At 33.0% G+C, this 15769-nt stretch carries 7 protein-coding genes, 1 pseudogene and 1 riboswitch; of the genes and pseudogenes, 1 reads left to right on the top strand and 7 read right to left on the bottom strand.

The genetic code is table 11. The annotated features are described in order from the left end of the window. From B0A66_RS20720 to B0A66_RS20700, 5 genes and pseudogenes are all read right to left on the bottom strand, one after another. Window positions 1-4882, bottom strand: a pseudogene (locus B0A66_RS20720) (hypothetical protein); the annotation flags it as partial. A gap of 544 nt (window positions 4883-5426) precedes the next feature. After that, complete coding sequence (locus B0A66_RS20715; RefSeq protein WP_089051759.1) at window positions 5427-7706, bottom strand: DUF5074 domain-containing protein; 2280 nt, start codon at window positions 7704-7706, stop codon at window positions 5427-5429. Window positions 7707-7737: 31 nt separating this feature from the next. Beyond that, a complete protein-coding gene (locus tag B0A66_RS20710; RefSeq protein WP_244283560.1) occupies window positions 7738-8955 on the bottom strand; it encodes a cell surface protein in 1218 nt (405 codons plus the stop codon). Between the two features lie 6 nt (window positions 8956-8961). Further along, window positions 8962-10104, bottom strand: a complete 1143-nt coding sequence (locus B0A66_RS20705) for a YncE family protein (protein ID WP_089051758.1) — start codon at window positions 10102-10104, stop codon at window positions 8962-8964. Next, entirely contained in the window at window positions 10101-12146 is a 2046-nt protein-coding gene (locus B0A66_RS20700) for a TonB-dependent receptor (protein ID WP_089051757.1), read from the bottom strand. Before B0A66_RS20700 ends, B0A66_RS20705 begins: the two co-directional genes overlap by 4 nt. Window positions 12147-12259: 113 nt before the next feature. Next, window positions 12260-12457, bottom strand: a riboswitch (cobalamin riboswitch). Window positions 12458-12748: 291 nt separating this feature from the next. On the opposite strand from B0A66_RS20700, the gene B0A66_RS20695 reads away from it, so the two are divergent. After that, window positions 12749-13114: a hypothetical protein gene (locus tag B0A66_RS20695; RefSeq protein WP_089051756.1), complete on the top strand. Its 366-nt coding sequence runs from the start codon at window positions 12749-12751 to the stop codon at window positions 13112-13114. Window positions 13115-13496: 382 nt separating this feature from the next. Here the strand turns inward: B0A66_RS20695 and B0A66_RS20690 are convergent, their stop codons facing one another. Together B0A66_RS20690 and B0A66_RS20685 are read right to left on the bottom strand one after the other, a co-directional pair. Continuing rightward, window positions 13497-14492 (bottom strand): helix-turn-helix domain-containing protein, encoded by a 996-nt coding sequence (locus B0A66_RS20690; RefSeq protein ID WP_089051755.1) that lies wholly within the window; start codon window positions 14490-14492, stop codon window positions 13497-13499. Window positions 14493-14571: 79 nt separating this feature from the next. Further along, on the bottom strand, window positions 14572-15555 hold the full coding sequence (locus B0A66_RS20685) for a helix-turn-helix transcriptional regulator (protein ID WP_089051754.1): 984 nt from the start codon (window positions 15553-15555) through the stop codon (window positions 14572-14574). Window positions 15556-15769: the final 214 nt, after the last annotated feature.

The following is a 15769-nucleotide window of genomic DNA, read 5'->3' as shown; positions in this document are numbered from 1 at the left end:
AAGGAGCTGTTCCGTTTGCTGTAACTACTAAAGTCGCAGGACTTGTCGAACTATAACATAAATTTGAACTGTTCGATAAAGCTGCTGCCAATAAAACCGGCGACATAACCGTTACCTGAGCAGAAGCGCTTGAAGAACAAGCATTATTATCTCGTGTGAACACCGTATACACTCCCGCTCCAACATTAGTAAAAATACCCGAAGACTGGAAAGGTGCAATAACAGCAACTCCTGCAGCATCTCTTAATTCAAACTCATAAGGAGTCGTTCCGCCTGCTGCCGTAGCAGTAATGGTAGCTCCCTGAATACAAGTAGCCAGACTCGTTACCGATGCACTTATCGTTAAAAGTGGCGGTGTTTTTACCTCATGAGGAATAGGCTGAACACAAGTTGAAGCTGAAGCATCATAACGCACTTGTATATTATAATTTCTAGCTGGTAATCCTGTAACTATAACAGGTGAAACTTTTGAGTTAACCCAAGTAGATCCATCTAATGAATAATCAAAACCATAAGGCAATTTAAAATTCTCTGCCGTAATAGTTACTTCTCCATCATTTTGACCAAAACAACTAACATCTTTAAATCCTGTTATTGAAGCTTTAAAGGCTTTGTCAGTAGCTATAACAAATGGGAAATCTTTAGAAGTACCACATGCTTTTGGTATTTGATAAACTGAAATATCATCAATGGCTAAATCATTACCGTTATATTCTAAACTCCCTGAACGAATTACAAATGTTAAATTAGTATTATTTCCAGGATCTAAAGAAATTGATATTGGAACCCATTTATTTCTGTTGGGATCGCTAGGTGCATCAGCAATCTTACCTGTATCTTGTTGTGCAACTACATTTCCACTAGGGTCAACCAACTGAATTCTTATAATTGGCGCAGCACCACCAACCCCTTTTCTTAGCAAATTACCTACAAACAAATCTACTTTTACAGGCTGATTTGGAATTACATCAACAACAGGCTCTTTATACAAAATTCCATAAGCACCAGCTGCCGAACCAACATTCACTGCTAAAAATCTTCCATTTGTATCTGAACCTCCTGAAGTATGATCTATAAATTCAAACCAGTTTACATTATTTGGGATAATAGCTTTAGTTACTACATACTGATTATCTTCTAAAGTTCCTCTTCTATCTGTACAAGTTGATGGTTTGGATAAATCATGATAACAATAAGCAGAAGCAATACCCGCCGTTGTCGTATTAGTACCAGAACCAAAATCTTCGATTAGTAAATTACTATAACTTGGTACACTAATAACAACATATTTTACTGAAATCGTATGATTTCCGCTAGTTACGTTGGTAAATGTATTACTATCAATTGGTGTATTTGGATTGCCATCTAAATAATATTCATATCTAAAATTAGCAGAACTACTATTGGTAACTGTTACCACAGTTGTTGCACTTCCATTACAATTAAACACCGGAGGGTCAACTGTAATTATTGGATCTGCAGGTTTAGGATCTAAAACTATATTATAAGGAATCGTATATTCACAGCCTAATGCATCTTTTACTTTTAAAATGTACTGTCCCGGCAATACGTCTTTTTCATTTGTTGCCTGCCATGTAGCACCGCCATCAAAACTATATTGATAAGGAAACGTACCTCCTTTTACATTTGTAATTCTTACTTTTCCACCTTGTCCTGATAAAGTACATCCTGCTAATTCGGATACACTTCCTGATGCACTTATACCAGAAGCTGGTCCTGTAATAATTACCTGGCTTTTGTCTTCACAATTTTTCATCAACGGAGGCTGGCCTGGAACAGGTGTATATGATAAGCCATATCTTACTACTACATCATAGGTACCTTCCTGTACATTAGAAAAAACAGGCGAATTTTGAAAAGTCGCTCCATTATCAATACTGTAAGACATCGTATAACCATTAGCATTTGTAACCGTGACTCTTATTTCACCAGAACCACTGTTATAACAATAGCTATTTGCACTTGTAATTGTATAAACAGGTTTTGGATTATCTGTAACTGTAATTGATGTTTGAGTTGTACAATTATTAGAATCTACTACAAGAATATCATAAGTTCCCGGAGTTGTAATTTCAAACTCATCTGAGTTTTGAAAACTTCCAGAACTATTCAATTCATAATTATAAGGTGCAAGACCACCAGTTGCTATAATCTTGATTTTCCCTTTTATTGTATTACATGCTGTTAAGGGCTCAATTAGTGCTGCTATTGCAGTAAAGGGCTGTCCCCAATAATCTTGTATATAAGCATAAACAGTATCTTTACAACCGTCATCTGTAGAAACTTCAATAGTATAATTTTGTCCGGCTTTTAAATTAGAAAAAGTATAATTTGACTGGTTTGTTAACCCGCTTCTCCCAATTTCCTGGCCTCTGTCATTATAAATTATAAAAGAATATTGTCCCCTTGCACCAGCAACATCAACTTCTATACTTCCTTTCTCACCATAACACAAAGCATCTGTTATCTTAGGTGTAACACTAAAAGTTGGCTTACTAATTAAAATATCTACTATAGTAAAAATACAAGAATTAGCCGGTGCATTAATTTGTCTAATATAAGCAGTATACAAACCTGGAGTAACAATATCAAAACTATTACTTGGCACATAATTAATTCCATCAAGACTATATTCATAACCACTGGAAAAGCCACCAATTGTAATATTACCTGGTTTTCCACAAAAAATATCATGGTGTTTTTCTGTTGGGTTTAATAAGTTGGTATATACATTAAAATAAAAAATACTGTAACATCCTCCTGTATAATTTAGTTTTAAACGATATTGTCCGGCAGTATCTGCTTTGTAGTTAGCACCAGTCCATACAGTATTCCAAGTACATGCAGGATCTTCATTAGCACAATCCGGATTAGAGGCTGCTGCACAGCTTGCTGTATCCAGTCTTTCCCAAACAATACTAGTAGTACCTAAAATATTGGTTTTAATTTCTCTAAAAGCATTTGCCCCACATAAGATAATATGTGGCAATTCTTTTCCGTCGTTACGACATACTACAAAATCATCCTGAAATGGAGTAACAGGATTATTGGTCACATTGCCTGAACGTGTGACTACAAAAGATTGCGAAATAGACAAACAAGGAGCCGCTGCTAAATTGTAAACATAATATGTTCCAGGATTTTTTACGTTAAGTGTTTGTCCTGTTCCTATTTGTTTTGTAAGAGCAGCATCACTGTACCAAGTATAAGTGGTATAACCATTACCTGCAATTAAATCTACACTTGTACCACAAAGAGTAACATTTTGGCTATAATTACAAGTATCAACGCCAGCTAAAAAATTAGTCGCCTTAGGAACTAATATACATCCTGTATTCGAATTAACACTTGGATCATCTGAGATTATGAAACTACTGTTTAGACTTCCTCTATAGGTAGCATAGGCTGAGTTATCAATACTATTAGAACAGGCATTCGTAAATGAATTACAATCGGGAATTACCTGAACTTTAAATTTTATATCGGTTTGTTTTATAGAATTCGCTTTAACTAAAGAATTATTAACTGCAAAAATTATTTCTTTTTTGACATCATCATAATTTTGCACTGTTACACCAGCAGGTAAAGGACTTAAATCTGCGGGATAATTAAATATAATATTATCCGGTAATTTATCTCTAATAGTAAAGGAGGTTGCATCATCATTACCTGTATTTTTAAACCCGATTTCATAATTTAACGATTGACCTAATTTGACTGCCTGACCTCCAATATCATTACCGGCAGCATCTTTTACCAATTTTGTTAATACAATATTAGGTTCTATAATATCTACGGCTATAGCATTAAAATAATAGAAGTAAACATCCTGAGAACTGCCTAATGTAATAGTTGTTGAAGTAGCATTATTGGGTATAACCTTATTCTGAGGGTTCTCAACATTTAAAATTCCTGCATCGTACCCTAATGTATTAGAACTTGCAGGTCTTCTGTTTAGAAAATTATCTGTTTTGCCGGTAGCAGGATCAATATATGTCACACTACTATTAAAAAAATTATTAGCTGGTCGTATAACCTGATTTCTGGCATTAACAGCTGAAATTTTTGCTCTATTAATTTCTAAGTAATCTCCAGGGATACCTCCATCTCCTTCTAAAGCCGCAAAAGCAAATTTAGCACGAACAGGGCCAACTGGAATAGTTTTAAATCCAGAAACTGGAATACCCAGGGTTTGTGCAGAACCAATCCCGCTAAAACCATCAAAAGAAGTAATGTACTTTGCCGGAAGTTTAGGGTCTTCATAAACAATAAAAATAGACCAACCTGCAGATAATCCAGTACCACCATTACTACCAATGCTTGATTTAACGTTCGCTACTGTATATTCTCCCTGAGCATTAGCCTGTCCACTTACCAAAGATGTAATGTCAGCGTAACAAGCATAAGGTTTATTACTTTCACGACCAATAGGTGTCCTATTTGCATCATAAATCAACTGACCATTTATATCATGATAAGCACCTGTTGGTAATTTAAGTTTAACTTTTTCAATATCTCTACGATCAGCTTCTTGTAAAATAGCCCCCCAATATAAACCTGCATACACAATTTTGTAACATGCTGGATTTGGTATTGCCAAAGTAGCACTACTTGAACTAAAAGTACTGCTATCATTATCCGTATCAACATACGTCATATAGAAGTCACTATTGTATCCTGTTCCATTATAAGAATTAGTACTATGTCGACTTAAGATATTGTTACCTATAAGTAACATATCACCTTTCAAGCTTCTATCATGTCTTGTTGTAAAGGGCTTTAAATTTTGCGCGATCATACAAAAACTTTGAAAGAAAATCAAAGTCAATAAAATCTGTCTTAATTGTGTAGTCTTTTTCATAAGCTATTTAGTTTTTACTTACTATTCCATTTTAGAAGAACTCAAAAACAAAACAATAATTAAACGTAAGCCCTTAGTTGCCTTAATATTATATAAAAAAGAAGCCTTTTTTATATTTTGATAACCGACGCTAGTTCTTACATCTTTGTTTAGGACAAATTTAGATCTCTCTATGGTCTTAAAATTTCTAAAAAATATCAGAATAGGACATAATTTACATGCCTAAAAAGCGCTCTGAAAAGTGAATTTTAATTAAAAAAGGATTTATTTCGGATAAAATGATAGAAGATTAGCTGGCATTATCAAAAATACAAGTAGTACTTTTGTTACAATATAATTAGTCAGAGAAAAGAATAAATTGCTGACCTTGAAATTTTAAATTAATGAATCTATGAATAACTATATAATAGAAATGACATAAGAACAAAAAAAAAAATGAGCCCGATACAGCTATCGAGCTCATTTTATAAATTTAATTTAAATTGTCTACATTTCATGTGGTTTTAGAATGTAAACTTCTTTATTCTTTGGAGTTAATGCATCCTTAATTCTTAATGAATTTCTGTACATATTTAGCTTTGTCAGTTACTACATTAATAAGGTAAAAACCTTTTATAAATGAACTTACATTAATCTGATTACTTTTTAATTCAGTGTGAATTACTTTTCCTGAAATATCATACACTGTAACTTGTAATACTTCGTCCTGAGTTTGAATATTTAAAATTTCTGAAACAGGATTAGGATAAATCGCTAACTGAACTTTCTGAAAATCGCCTACTCCTAAAGTACCATCTCCTTTAACATCTATAGACTTTTCAACTACTTTACCATTAGAATTAAAACGTATTACAATTGTAGCATCACCTCCATTTAAAGGTTGCAAAACTAATTCATCATTCGTATTTATACTTGCCGAAACTGCTGCAGCATTGCTATTTGATTTGATTGATTTTACGATCGCAACTGATAAATTATCTGTATCTGAAACGACTGTTTTTAAATCTATAGTTGTAATACCCGTCAATGAAACTTCAGTTGGCAAAGTAGTATTTACAACTGGTACATTATTATCAGGGAAAACCGTAACGGCCGGAAACCAATAATAATCATCTAAGGTATTTGTGTCTACTAAATTACCTTTATTATCAAAAGTATGAATCCAGTTTTTTTGATAATGTGCTCCATATCCACTTTCTGTAGTATTTAAAATTAAGTGATCTGAAACTGGGTCAATACGTAATGCAGCTCCATAAGAAATTTGCTTATACGTTCCTGTCTGTCCCGGAATTTCAGCAAAATTTTCATTAAATGTTTTTGATACAACATCAAACTTCACAATTTGTTTTCCTGAAACATAAGCGTTAACACCACTAATCCAATATAACGCATCTTCTTGCGTACTGTAAGTAAAACTTCCTGCGTTCCATGCTCCCCAAGAACCTACATATTTAGTCGTTGGAATTTTATACTCTGTTGTCTCGAAAGTTAATGCATTAATATTGATTAATTTTAAATCCTGAATAGCCCAGATACTTCCATCTTTTGCCTGAACAACTGAATTGAATGCACCACTTATTGTTTTAATTACAGTATGACTAACGGGATCAATTACAAAAATACCAATACCTTGTCTTACAGCAAATACATATTGTGAGGTACGAATCATGTTCCCTATTTGTCCGGAATACTGACCTCCTCCACCTGTTTGCGGTATTAAGCCGCCAACTTGTAAATTAGCAATATCAAACAAAAATATTCCGTTTGAAGATCCTATATAACCAGTATTTTCATTAACCCCTAAAAAAGAGCGTCCGTCCCCTCCACCAATATTATCGAAACTAGCTATTCTTTTCATATTATTGGCATTAGCAATTACAAGTCTACCGCCAGGAGTGTATTGCATATCTCCGCCATCTGCAGCTTGTTTTGAAATAAAATAAAATTTATCACCGTAAATTGTTCCGTATTGGGTAGTAGCACCAAAAGCTTTATTGTCGTTGTTTTCGCTATAAACACGATAATTTATATTTCCATCATTACCAACAAAATTTACAGATCCATTAGTATGTCCGAACCATTCTTCGTTTACCATAAAGAATCCGTTAGTGAAATCTGTTGATGCAATATAAGGAGCAACCGGACTAAATGTAGATGCAACATCAACATTATCCCCTACAGGTGTGTAATTCCAAACATCCCAGGAACCATTTTCTAAAGTACGAGTTGATGCTCCAAAAGATGATTTCTCAAAATCAGTGTTTGAAGGATCTTTTTTCCAATACGCCCAAAAACCTGCCGTCCAACCTGATTTCCAATGATCATCAGCATCAATCGCTGTATAAGAATCAAAATCGTAAGCAGTAGTATTTACAATTCCGCTTATAGGGTAAAATGGATATGTTAAGTCAGTTCCTTTATAAAGACCATTTCTTTTAGCTCCATTTAAGTCGAAGCCTAAGCCTCCTATCGCGGTTCCGAATTGTGTTCCCTGATACAGAAGTGTGAAAAAACGTCGGTCTGCTTTTGCAATCGCTTTCATCATATCTTCGCCCGTTGCTGCACCATCCCATCTAAAACCCCATACTAAAGCATCAGTACTTTTACCATCATTCCATTGCACTACAAAAGCTGCTTTATTAGAACCTGTTCCTACCCAATACTGAATATCATCAAAAACAGTTACATTACTTTTATAGGTTAGCTGATTTTTAGCTGTAGTTATTTCCTTAATATCATTTCGGGGCACGCCTTGTACTTTTACCTGCGCATTGGTTAGAAACGCGAAAAGTAATACGAGTAATAAGAGGTAATTTTTTTTCATGTTGTTTATAATTAAAAAGAGTTTTTATTATTTATTTAAGATGTAAATCATAAGCACCCGCTACTTCTGTCGAAACTTCTCCCAGCCAGCCAGCCTCCTGATTTACTCCGGTATATACTTTTACAAAATCTATCCCCGGAAGTTTTACGTAATTCCCATTTTTATCTACTGCCCAAGAGATATCGATATTAGAGGCTTCATCATTATTAGGTGCATTATCTGCATAGCCAAATTCAAATGATTTTCCCACCCAATAGTTGCCGGTACCACTTTGGTCGTAAAAATTGTCTTCTATCTTTGTTCCTTTAAGTGTGTAAGATGCATCTGCAATCCATAAGGGATAATAGCTTTGATCGTGAAATACATTTTTTGTTTTGTAACCTGTGTTTCCTAAATTATCTTCCCAACTGATATATTCGACATCTGTTTGCCAAAATTCTATTCCTGCAACAGGCTGTTTGTTAGGATCTGGCTTGTGGTAAGTAATACTGAAATTTTTTATTGTCGTATTTTTAAAATATTCACTTCCGGCTATTTCGTACCATTCCTCTTCATCAGGAACTCCATTTTTATTCTTATCATAAGCTACTACTACAATTCCGGGTTCGCATGATCCTGATCGGCTTTCACTGGCTTCACTTCCCCAGAATGCATTTCCTAAAATTTTAAAATCCCTGCCTCCCATATTCGGAATGGTATGATCAAAGCCAAATACGACATAACCACCAAAACTGCCTAACGATACCATTGTAGTATTAGAACCAACAAGTGCTTTTTTTGCTGTATTTATAACAACCGCTTCTGTATTTCCTGCAACATATAATGGAATCTCATTGGTAAACTGACCGATTCCCGGACGGAAATCTAATACGTTCGAAATGTACTTACTATATGTAGTTGTCTCTTTTGTAATTGTAATGGTAGAATTGTAAGTTGTTACTACTCCATTACTATTAACTTTCAAAGTAAGTGGATAATTCTTGGCATAAGGACTAATAAATTCTAACTGTGCAGTTTCTGAAATTATAGAATCATTTACACTCCAGGTTAATTGAGAATTAGCTGCTAAATTTGGATTAATTGTAAGTACCTTAAACCTACTAATCGTATAAGATTCTTTCAGGACTTCTCCCGGAATCACAACTTCCGGATCTTCAGGTACAAGTTCATTTTTATTATCATCATCACTACATCCAACAAATAAAATTGTCATTAATAGTACTATGAAATAAGGCAGTTTTTTTTTCATGATATTTTATTTTTTAGTTATAAAAGCAATATGTGCCGGAATATTTCCTGCCGTGGTTTTCCATTTTAATTTACCTTCCGGTGTAAAACAGTAGATATATCCTGTTACGACATAATTCTGCGCATCGGTTATATAAATTTCTTTAGTTTCAGGGTTAACCTGAAGTCCGTAAGGAATGATAATTTGTTTGTCTGTCCCGTCAGTAATAATTTTATCATTAATGATTTTTTTTGTCTTCGTATCAAATGTGCCGTACGTAACTTTATTACTACCTGTCAGATAACTCCAGGAAACGCTATAGAAATAAAGTATATCTTCTACCATACACATTCCTGAAACGGGAATGTCAAGCTGCATTTTTTTCTCATCAGTCTGTGTATCTATCACAAAAAGATTGGAAGGTGTATTGTAGTAATCTCCTCTTGAACTTACATAAATATCTCCTCTACTATCTATTTCCATTTTGCTGAGATTTATGCCTACATCTATCTTTTTTATTTCTGTAAAAGTTTCAAGATCAATAACAGAAACCGTTCTGTCATAATTGGGTACTCTATAGCCTCCTGAATTTGCCACATATAATTTTCCGTTATGTACTACCATTTGCTCGGGCTGATATCCTACTGTTACTTTTCGTTTTATCTCCAGTGAGGTCGTATCAATTTCGGCTACAAAACCAAGTTCTGCATTGGGGTTTATAGCAACTGGACCAGAATAAGAGCTCACATAAACCTTATCTTTGTAAAAACTTACGTATCGACAATTTGGAATATCAATTTTTTTGATACGTTTTGCTGACCATTTTTCTATAACCTCAACCTTATTGGAGACATTAATTACAGCATATACTTTATTACCGTAAATCTTTATATCGTTACCGACATCGCCAAGTTCTTTAACTACAGAAGGATTGCGTTCTGAATAAATATCGGTCGTGTAATTTCCTGTTGTATAATCAAATACATCTATACTGGCTCTGTTCATTCCCATGTTACCTTCATTAAGAAGATAAAAACCCTGTATGTTTCCATCATTTCTAGGTGCAGCAACACTTACATCTGTAGAAGGAAAAATTATTTCATCCTCTCGGCAAGAAGTAAATGCAAGAGCTATACATAATCCAAGGAATATATTTGTTGTCTTTTTCATAGCTCAATACTTAATATAAATTTCATGGTACGACCCGGCATTGGGTAATTGTATATGACTTCATAGTTTTGATTCAACGCATTATTGAGCTCCACCGCTCCTTTTAGTTTATACGTTTTAATAGTAAATGCTTTTTGTACAGCTAAATCATGCGTATACCAAGGCTGCACTTCATTAATTTTGATATTGTTTACGTTACCGTTATACCGCTTTCCAACGTAAACAAAACTGTAATTAAAATTCCATGTCTGATAAGCAGCATTCAAAATTGCTGATCCGCTATGCCAAGGTGTGTAAGGTATTTGGTCTCCATAAGACGATAGTTCGAGACCTGAAAATTTTGTATAATCTCTACTTTCTGTATAAGCATAGGTTAGGTTTGTGGTTAGCTGCACATTATCAACATGCATTGCTATATTAAGAACAGATTCGATTCCATGTCCTTTTACCTGACCAATATTAGTCATCATCCAACGGAACAAATTTCCCGTAGGTGCCGCAACAATTTTATCTTTAGTATTGGTGTAATAGGCATCTGCCTGAAAAGATATTTTATCAACAAAGCTATTTTTTATTGGCCAGTTATAAGTAAATCCAACATCAAACTGATTCATATATTCCGGTCGTAAGGTACTGGATCCAACCATAGTATAATACAAATCATTAAAAGTGGGCATTCTGAAAATACGCTTTGCAAATGCTCTCAAATTAAAATCATAGTCTTTAAATGGTGTGTAACCTAGAAAAAGTGCCGGAGTAAATTCTGTTTTATCAGGAGCTTTTGTATTGTACCGTACCTCTTCTTGTACGTGAGTACCAACAACGCTTCCTAAAACTTTAAAACCATTAATCCTGTAACTGCTTGCCAAAGAAAATAAGGCTGTGTAGCGTTGTGGAAATGAAAATTGAGTTTGAATTCCTTTTCGGGTAGCGTTTAATCTATTGTACTGAAAATCGGTAGAAAGCGATACATCCCAATTGGATACTATGTTGTAAAGATGAACACCTGAAAAGTAATACTCCTGCTGAAAATAACTATCATCTGATTGTGCTCCTTCTGTTACCACTTCTCCCAATACACTTGTAGTATCCCGTGCTATATAATGTGTGTAGTCGTAAGCATATTTAGCTCTTGCCTGAAATTTGTACTTTTCTGTAAAATCCTTCACTAAAAAAGCCTGAGTGAAGAAATTTTTATCGAATTGTCTAAAACCATCCGAAAATTTATTCTCTACAATTGCGCCTGGTGCTCCTCTTTCAGAATCGTAATAATAGACTTTAGCATCCCATGAACCATTTTTTATTTTTCCATAAATACCAGATTCTATTCGCAGTGCTTCTATATCACTATTCAATCTGGTAGCGGTTGTATCGTACGCTACGGTGCCATCGAGATTTTTTCTTTTGTATCTGAATTTGTACTGTCCATTAGATTTTATGTATTGAGAACTAACACTCATACTTACATTATCGCTTAATTTTTGCTCCCATCTAAATGAAGGATCATCATAATTAATTGACATTGTCTTGTAGCGCACCAACACATTTGTCTTTTTTGTACCTTCAAAAACAGGACGCTTTGTTCTTAAGTAAATAGTCGAAGCTGCTGCAAAATCCTTTGCTGACTGAAAAATTTCACTTTTTTGACCGTTATACATGGTAAGGGATTCCATGTCATCTAAGGAATATTTTCCCAGATCGGTAACTCCATTCTGTGCGTTACCCAGTTGTATACCATCATAAAAAACACCAACGTGATGCGTTCCCATATTTCGGACATCAACTGTTTTAAGTCCGCCTAAACCACCGTAATCCTTAATTTGAGTTCCGGCAAAATATCTAAGGGCATCAGCAACTGTATGACTTGCTAAATTTTCCAGTAGTTTTCCGGACAGCGTTTGTACCGGAATTACTTCTTGATAGGGTTTTGCTTTTAGTATTACTTCTTTTAAAACCCGTAAACTATCGTTTGATACTTGCGAATGAAGTATAAATGGCAGAAAAAATAAAATGAATAAGAAAGTTTTTTTTATAGTATACATCACTGATTTATTAAATAAACTCTCAGGATGTATTTAAGATATATAAGAATTATTTCCCATTACATCGTAACAGGTTAAATATCTCGTTGTCTCAACTTTATTCCTCGAAAGTTTCAAACTATGTGATTGTGGCAGGTCTCCTGACTTATTCTATCTTTAAAAACCTTCCCATTTGCTTGGCAAACAGTGGTTGTTTGTATATTTTAAAGACTTTTATAGAACTTACAGTAGCGGGTCTGTTCAGGATTTTAACCTGATTCCCTTTTAACTATTTTTTATTAAAAAAATAGACCAAAATCTTTTACAAAGATATTATTATCTTCATAAAAACAATAATTCATTCAGAAATTTACATTTATAGTTCTAAATTAAGAATTATACTGAGCATACCGCAAAAGAAAGATTCAATCTATTAAAACATTATGTTAACTACCTGATAATTATAGAACTCAAACTGGTTTTATTGTAATTAATTCAGATAGCCTGCTACTTAACTTTGTAAAAAGTATTAATTAAAACTGTAATCTTTTAAATAAAAATGAAAAACATCGCAGTTTAGATAAATTAGAAAATTAAAATTAATCATACAAAAAAACAACGTTATGGAAAATGAAAACCACCACGAATATGGTCAGACAGATCCTGATTATATTGATCAAAATACCCTTGTTGATGGCAACCTGATTCAAGACGAAAATCTCTTTAAAAAAGATAATAATAGTATAGAGAACAAAACAGAATTTGGAGAAAGTGATCCAGATTACATAGATCAGAATACGCTTGTTGATAATGATAATTATGCGCGTGACGAAGATCCTTATCAGTATCAGGAAGAATTTATTGAAGATCTAAAACATCCCGAAAATGATTTTGATATCAATAACACTGCTAAATCAGAGAAGATTGTGGATCAAAATCCTAAGAAAGAACAAAATGCTGACGAAACTTCCGATAATGATAAAAATTAAATCAATTTATCATTTCAAAGAGTACAGTAATAAACTTTTTTCAAGATTATAAAAATGCCCCAAAAAAACTATTTTGGGGCATTTTTATGATATTTTAATTTAATCATTACATCATAAAAAAACTAAACTTAATAAATAATGACATAGTAATATAAAAATCATAATTAATCGGATATTTTTCTTATTCATGATCGTTTTATTAAGAATTTGAACTGAAGTTTAATTTATCTAATAGAGAGAATAACAGCACAAAGTAAATCTATTCTCAAATTAATCGACGTTATAAGAATATTAGATCAAGACATATTTTAGATCAATTTTTTTTTCTTTCTAAGTAGCTACCTGTGATTTATAACAGAAGTAATACTAGAAATAGAGGATATCATTCTAAATCATCAAGTGCAATAAAATCAATACACGGGTCTACTCCATGATACTTAAAATAAGCTACATTGAATATCGCTGTTTTATGAAATTTTAATTCTGCTGCGATCTCTGCAACAGAATAAAAATTTTTACTTCTAAGAAGCTTTTTTGCTAAAATCATTCTTTCCTGAACAAAAAAACCATTGGGTGTAGTTAAAAACATCTTTTTAAAAAGAGATTTATATTTTGTTACAGACATTCCTGCCATATCTGCCAATACGTCAACACCAACAAAATTGTTTAGCAAATTTTCCTTCAGATAATCTTTTGTAGTCATCAATAAATCGGCTTCTTTTTCTGAAATAAGATATACTAAAGGTTCCATATTATAGTAGCGATCTATAAATTTAGAAAGTAGTCTAAAACTAATTCCTCGTAAATAAATTTCGAACGCAGGGTCAAAAATTGATTTACTTTTAATGTCTTGCAGAAGTATTCTGCTTTTACTGTCAATATGATCGAAAAAACAAATTGTTTTTTTACCATTCTTTATTTTATTATCCGTCATTTTCATAACACGATTTGCAGTCAGAACATTGAGTAATTTTTTGTTTACTAATAATCTCATTGCATAAATGCGTTCTCCCACTGTAGGATGATGCAGACTTTCTAATGCTGCATTAAAAACTCCCATTCCCAAATCTGTCTTGTAATCAAATTTATATCTGGTACCATCGATCATGATTAAATTTAAGTCATCGCTAAAATCGTAATGTACTACAAAGAGACTGGAATCTGCTTTTAATACTTTTATATCAATAGCTTCTTTAAAAACTAAATCCCAAATTACTACAGATAAACCCGGAGCAACTTCTGTTATAAAAAATCCTCCTTTTCCAATACTTTCCGGTATCAAAATAAATTTTTCATCTATAATTTCTGCTCCAAGCTGCTCAGCAAGATTTTGAAGCCAACTTGATATTGAAAAAGAACTAAGATTAATTTCGATCATGACACAATATATTTAGAAACACGTTTCTTTATATAACTGATATAGCAATTGATAAAAAACGATATAATAAAGAATTTCATTAAATTAATTGCTTTATAAAGTCTTTTGGAGACATTCCGAAAGCGTCTTTAAACTTAACTGTAAAGTAAGAACTATTGGTAAAATTCAAACTATATGCTATCTCAGCAATAGTCAAGTGCCTTAGTTGCAAAAGACGTTTAGATTCTAACAGTTTATTGTTTAAAAAAAAAGCATTTGGGGTAATTCCGGTAATTTTTTTAAAAAGACTTTTATATTTAGATTCCGACATGTGTGCCATTTGTGCTAAAAACTCAATACTGGGAAATAGCTGATCTAAATTCTCTACCAAATACGATTGAGATTTCATAATACTGGCAAAATCATTTTCGTTAATTTTATCGATAACTAAATCTTCAAAACTCATTTTTTCGATGTAATCTGCCAAAAGATTTTGAACAATACCTTTTAAATAAAGATCAAAAACACTTCCTCCAACAGTTTTAGAGCGCAACTCCATCAAAAGATTATGACTGTCAACACTCATTCTTGTATGCTTGATTATCGTATTTTGAGCTGAGTCTAAAATTTGATCCGCATGTTCTTTTAAAGAAGAATTCTTTACGAAATATTGTTTTACGATACTTTTTTTAATAAAAATACACAGCGCAAAAGTATGGGTTCCCGGCTGTACTATATAATCTGCACTAAAACTGCTGTCGATTATAGCCAGATTGTAGTTCCATCTGCCAACAGTATTGGCTTGGTTATCTGCTATTAATATTGCTTCTCCCTCAGTAAGGTTATAATATAATCCGATAAAGTCATCGGTTTTATTTTCTTGTCTAAAATGAATTTTAGAGTGATACACTGTATCTAAATAAAGTGCAGAAATTCCGGATCCGCAATTCAAAAAATAATTGTAGCCTGTCTGAATGTGATCGGGTATTATCATAAAATTCCCTTCTACTCTTCCTTCAAGCTGTAAAGCTAATGGTTCAACCCAATCTAATTCCACCCCATAGTGATGCGTAACATTTTTCATAAAATCTAATGCGTTGATAAATCAACATAATCAATATTAATACTATTTTGTTCATGGGTAGGTTTTATGAATTGCAAATCTAATAAAATTGGGAGAACTTTTTTACAGGTTACAATAATGATTAACCTACAAATTTTTAATTAACAAGAAAAGTTTCATTTATAAAAAATTCCTAATTACGTTTTTTTTAATGAAAAACTTTTGAATATTAAGG

The sequence above is a fragment of the Flavobacterium hercynium genome (genome assembly GCF_002217285.1).
Taxonomy (GTDB): domain Bacteria; phylum Bacteroidota; class Bacteroidia; order Flavobacteriales; family Flavobacteriaceae; genus Flavobacterium; species Flavobacterium hercynium.
The sequence above is the reverse complement of the archived record's forward strand: the minus strand, read 5'-3'. Positions and strand labels throughout refer to the sequence as shown.

Coding starts and splice junctions, on each gene's coding strand:
- B0A66_RS20715 (WP_089051759.1), bottom strand. CDS start 7,706: ATGAAAAAAAATTACCTCTTATTACTCGTATTACTTTTCGCGTTTCTA.
- B0A66_RS20710 (WP_244283560.1), bottom strand. CDS start 8,955: ATGAAAAAAAAACTGCCTTATTTCATAGTACTATTAATGACAATTTTA.
- B0A66_RS20705 (WP_089051758.1), bottom strand. CDS start 10,104: ATGAAAAAGACAACAAATATATTCCTTGGATTATGTATAGCTCTTGCA.
- B0A66_RS20700 (WP_089051757.1), bottom strand. CDS start 12,146: ATGTATACTATAAAAAAAACTTTCTTATTCATTTTATTTTTTCTGCCA.
- B0A66_RS20695 (WP_089051756.1), top strand. CDS start 12,749: ATGGAAAATGAAAACCACCACGAATATGGTCAGACAGATCCTGATTAT.
- B0A66_RS20690 (WP_089051755.1), bottom strand. CDS start 14,492: ATGATCGAAATTAATCTTAGTTCTTTTTCAATATCAAGTTGGCTTCAA.
- B0A66_RS20685 (WP_089051754.1), bottom strand. CDS start 15,555: ATGAAAAATGTTACGCATCACTATGGGGTGGAATTAGATTGGGTTGAA.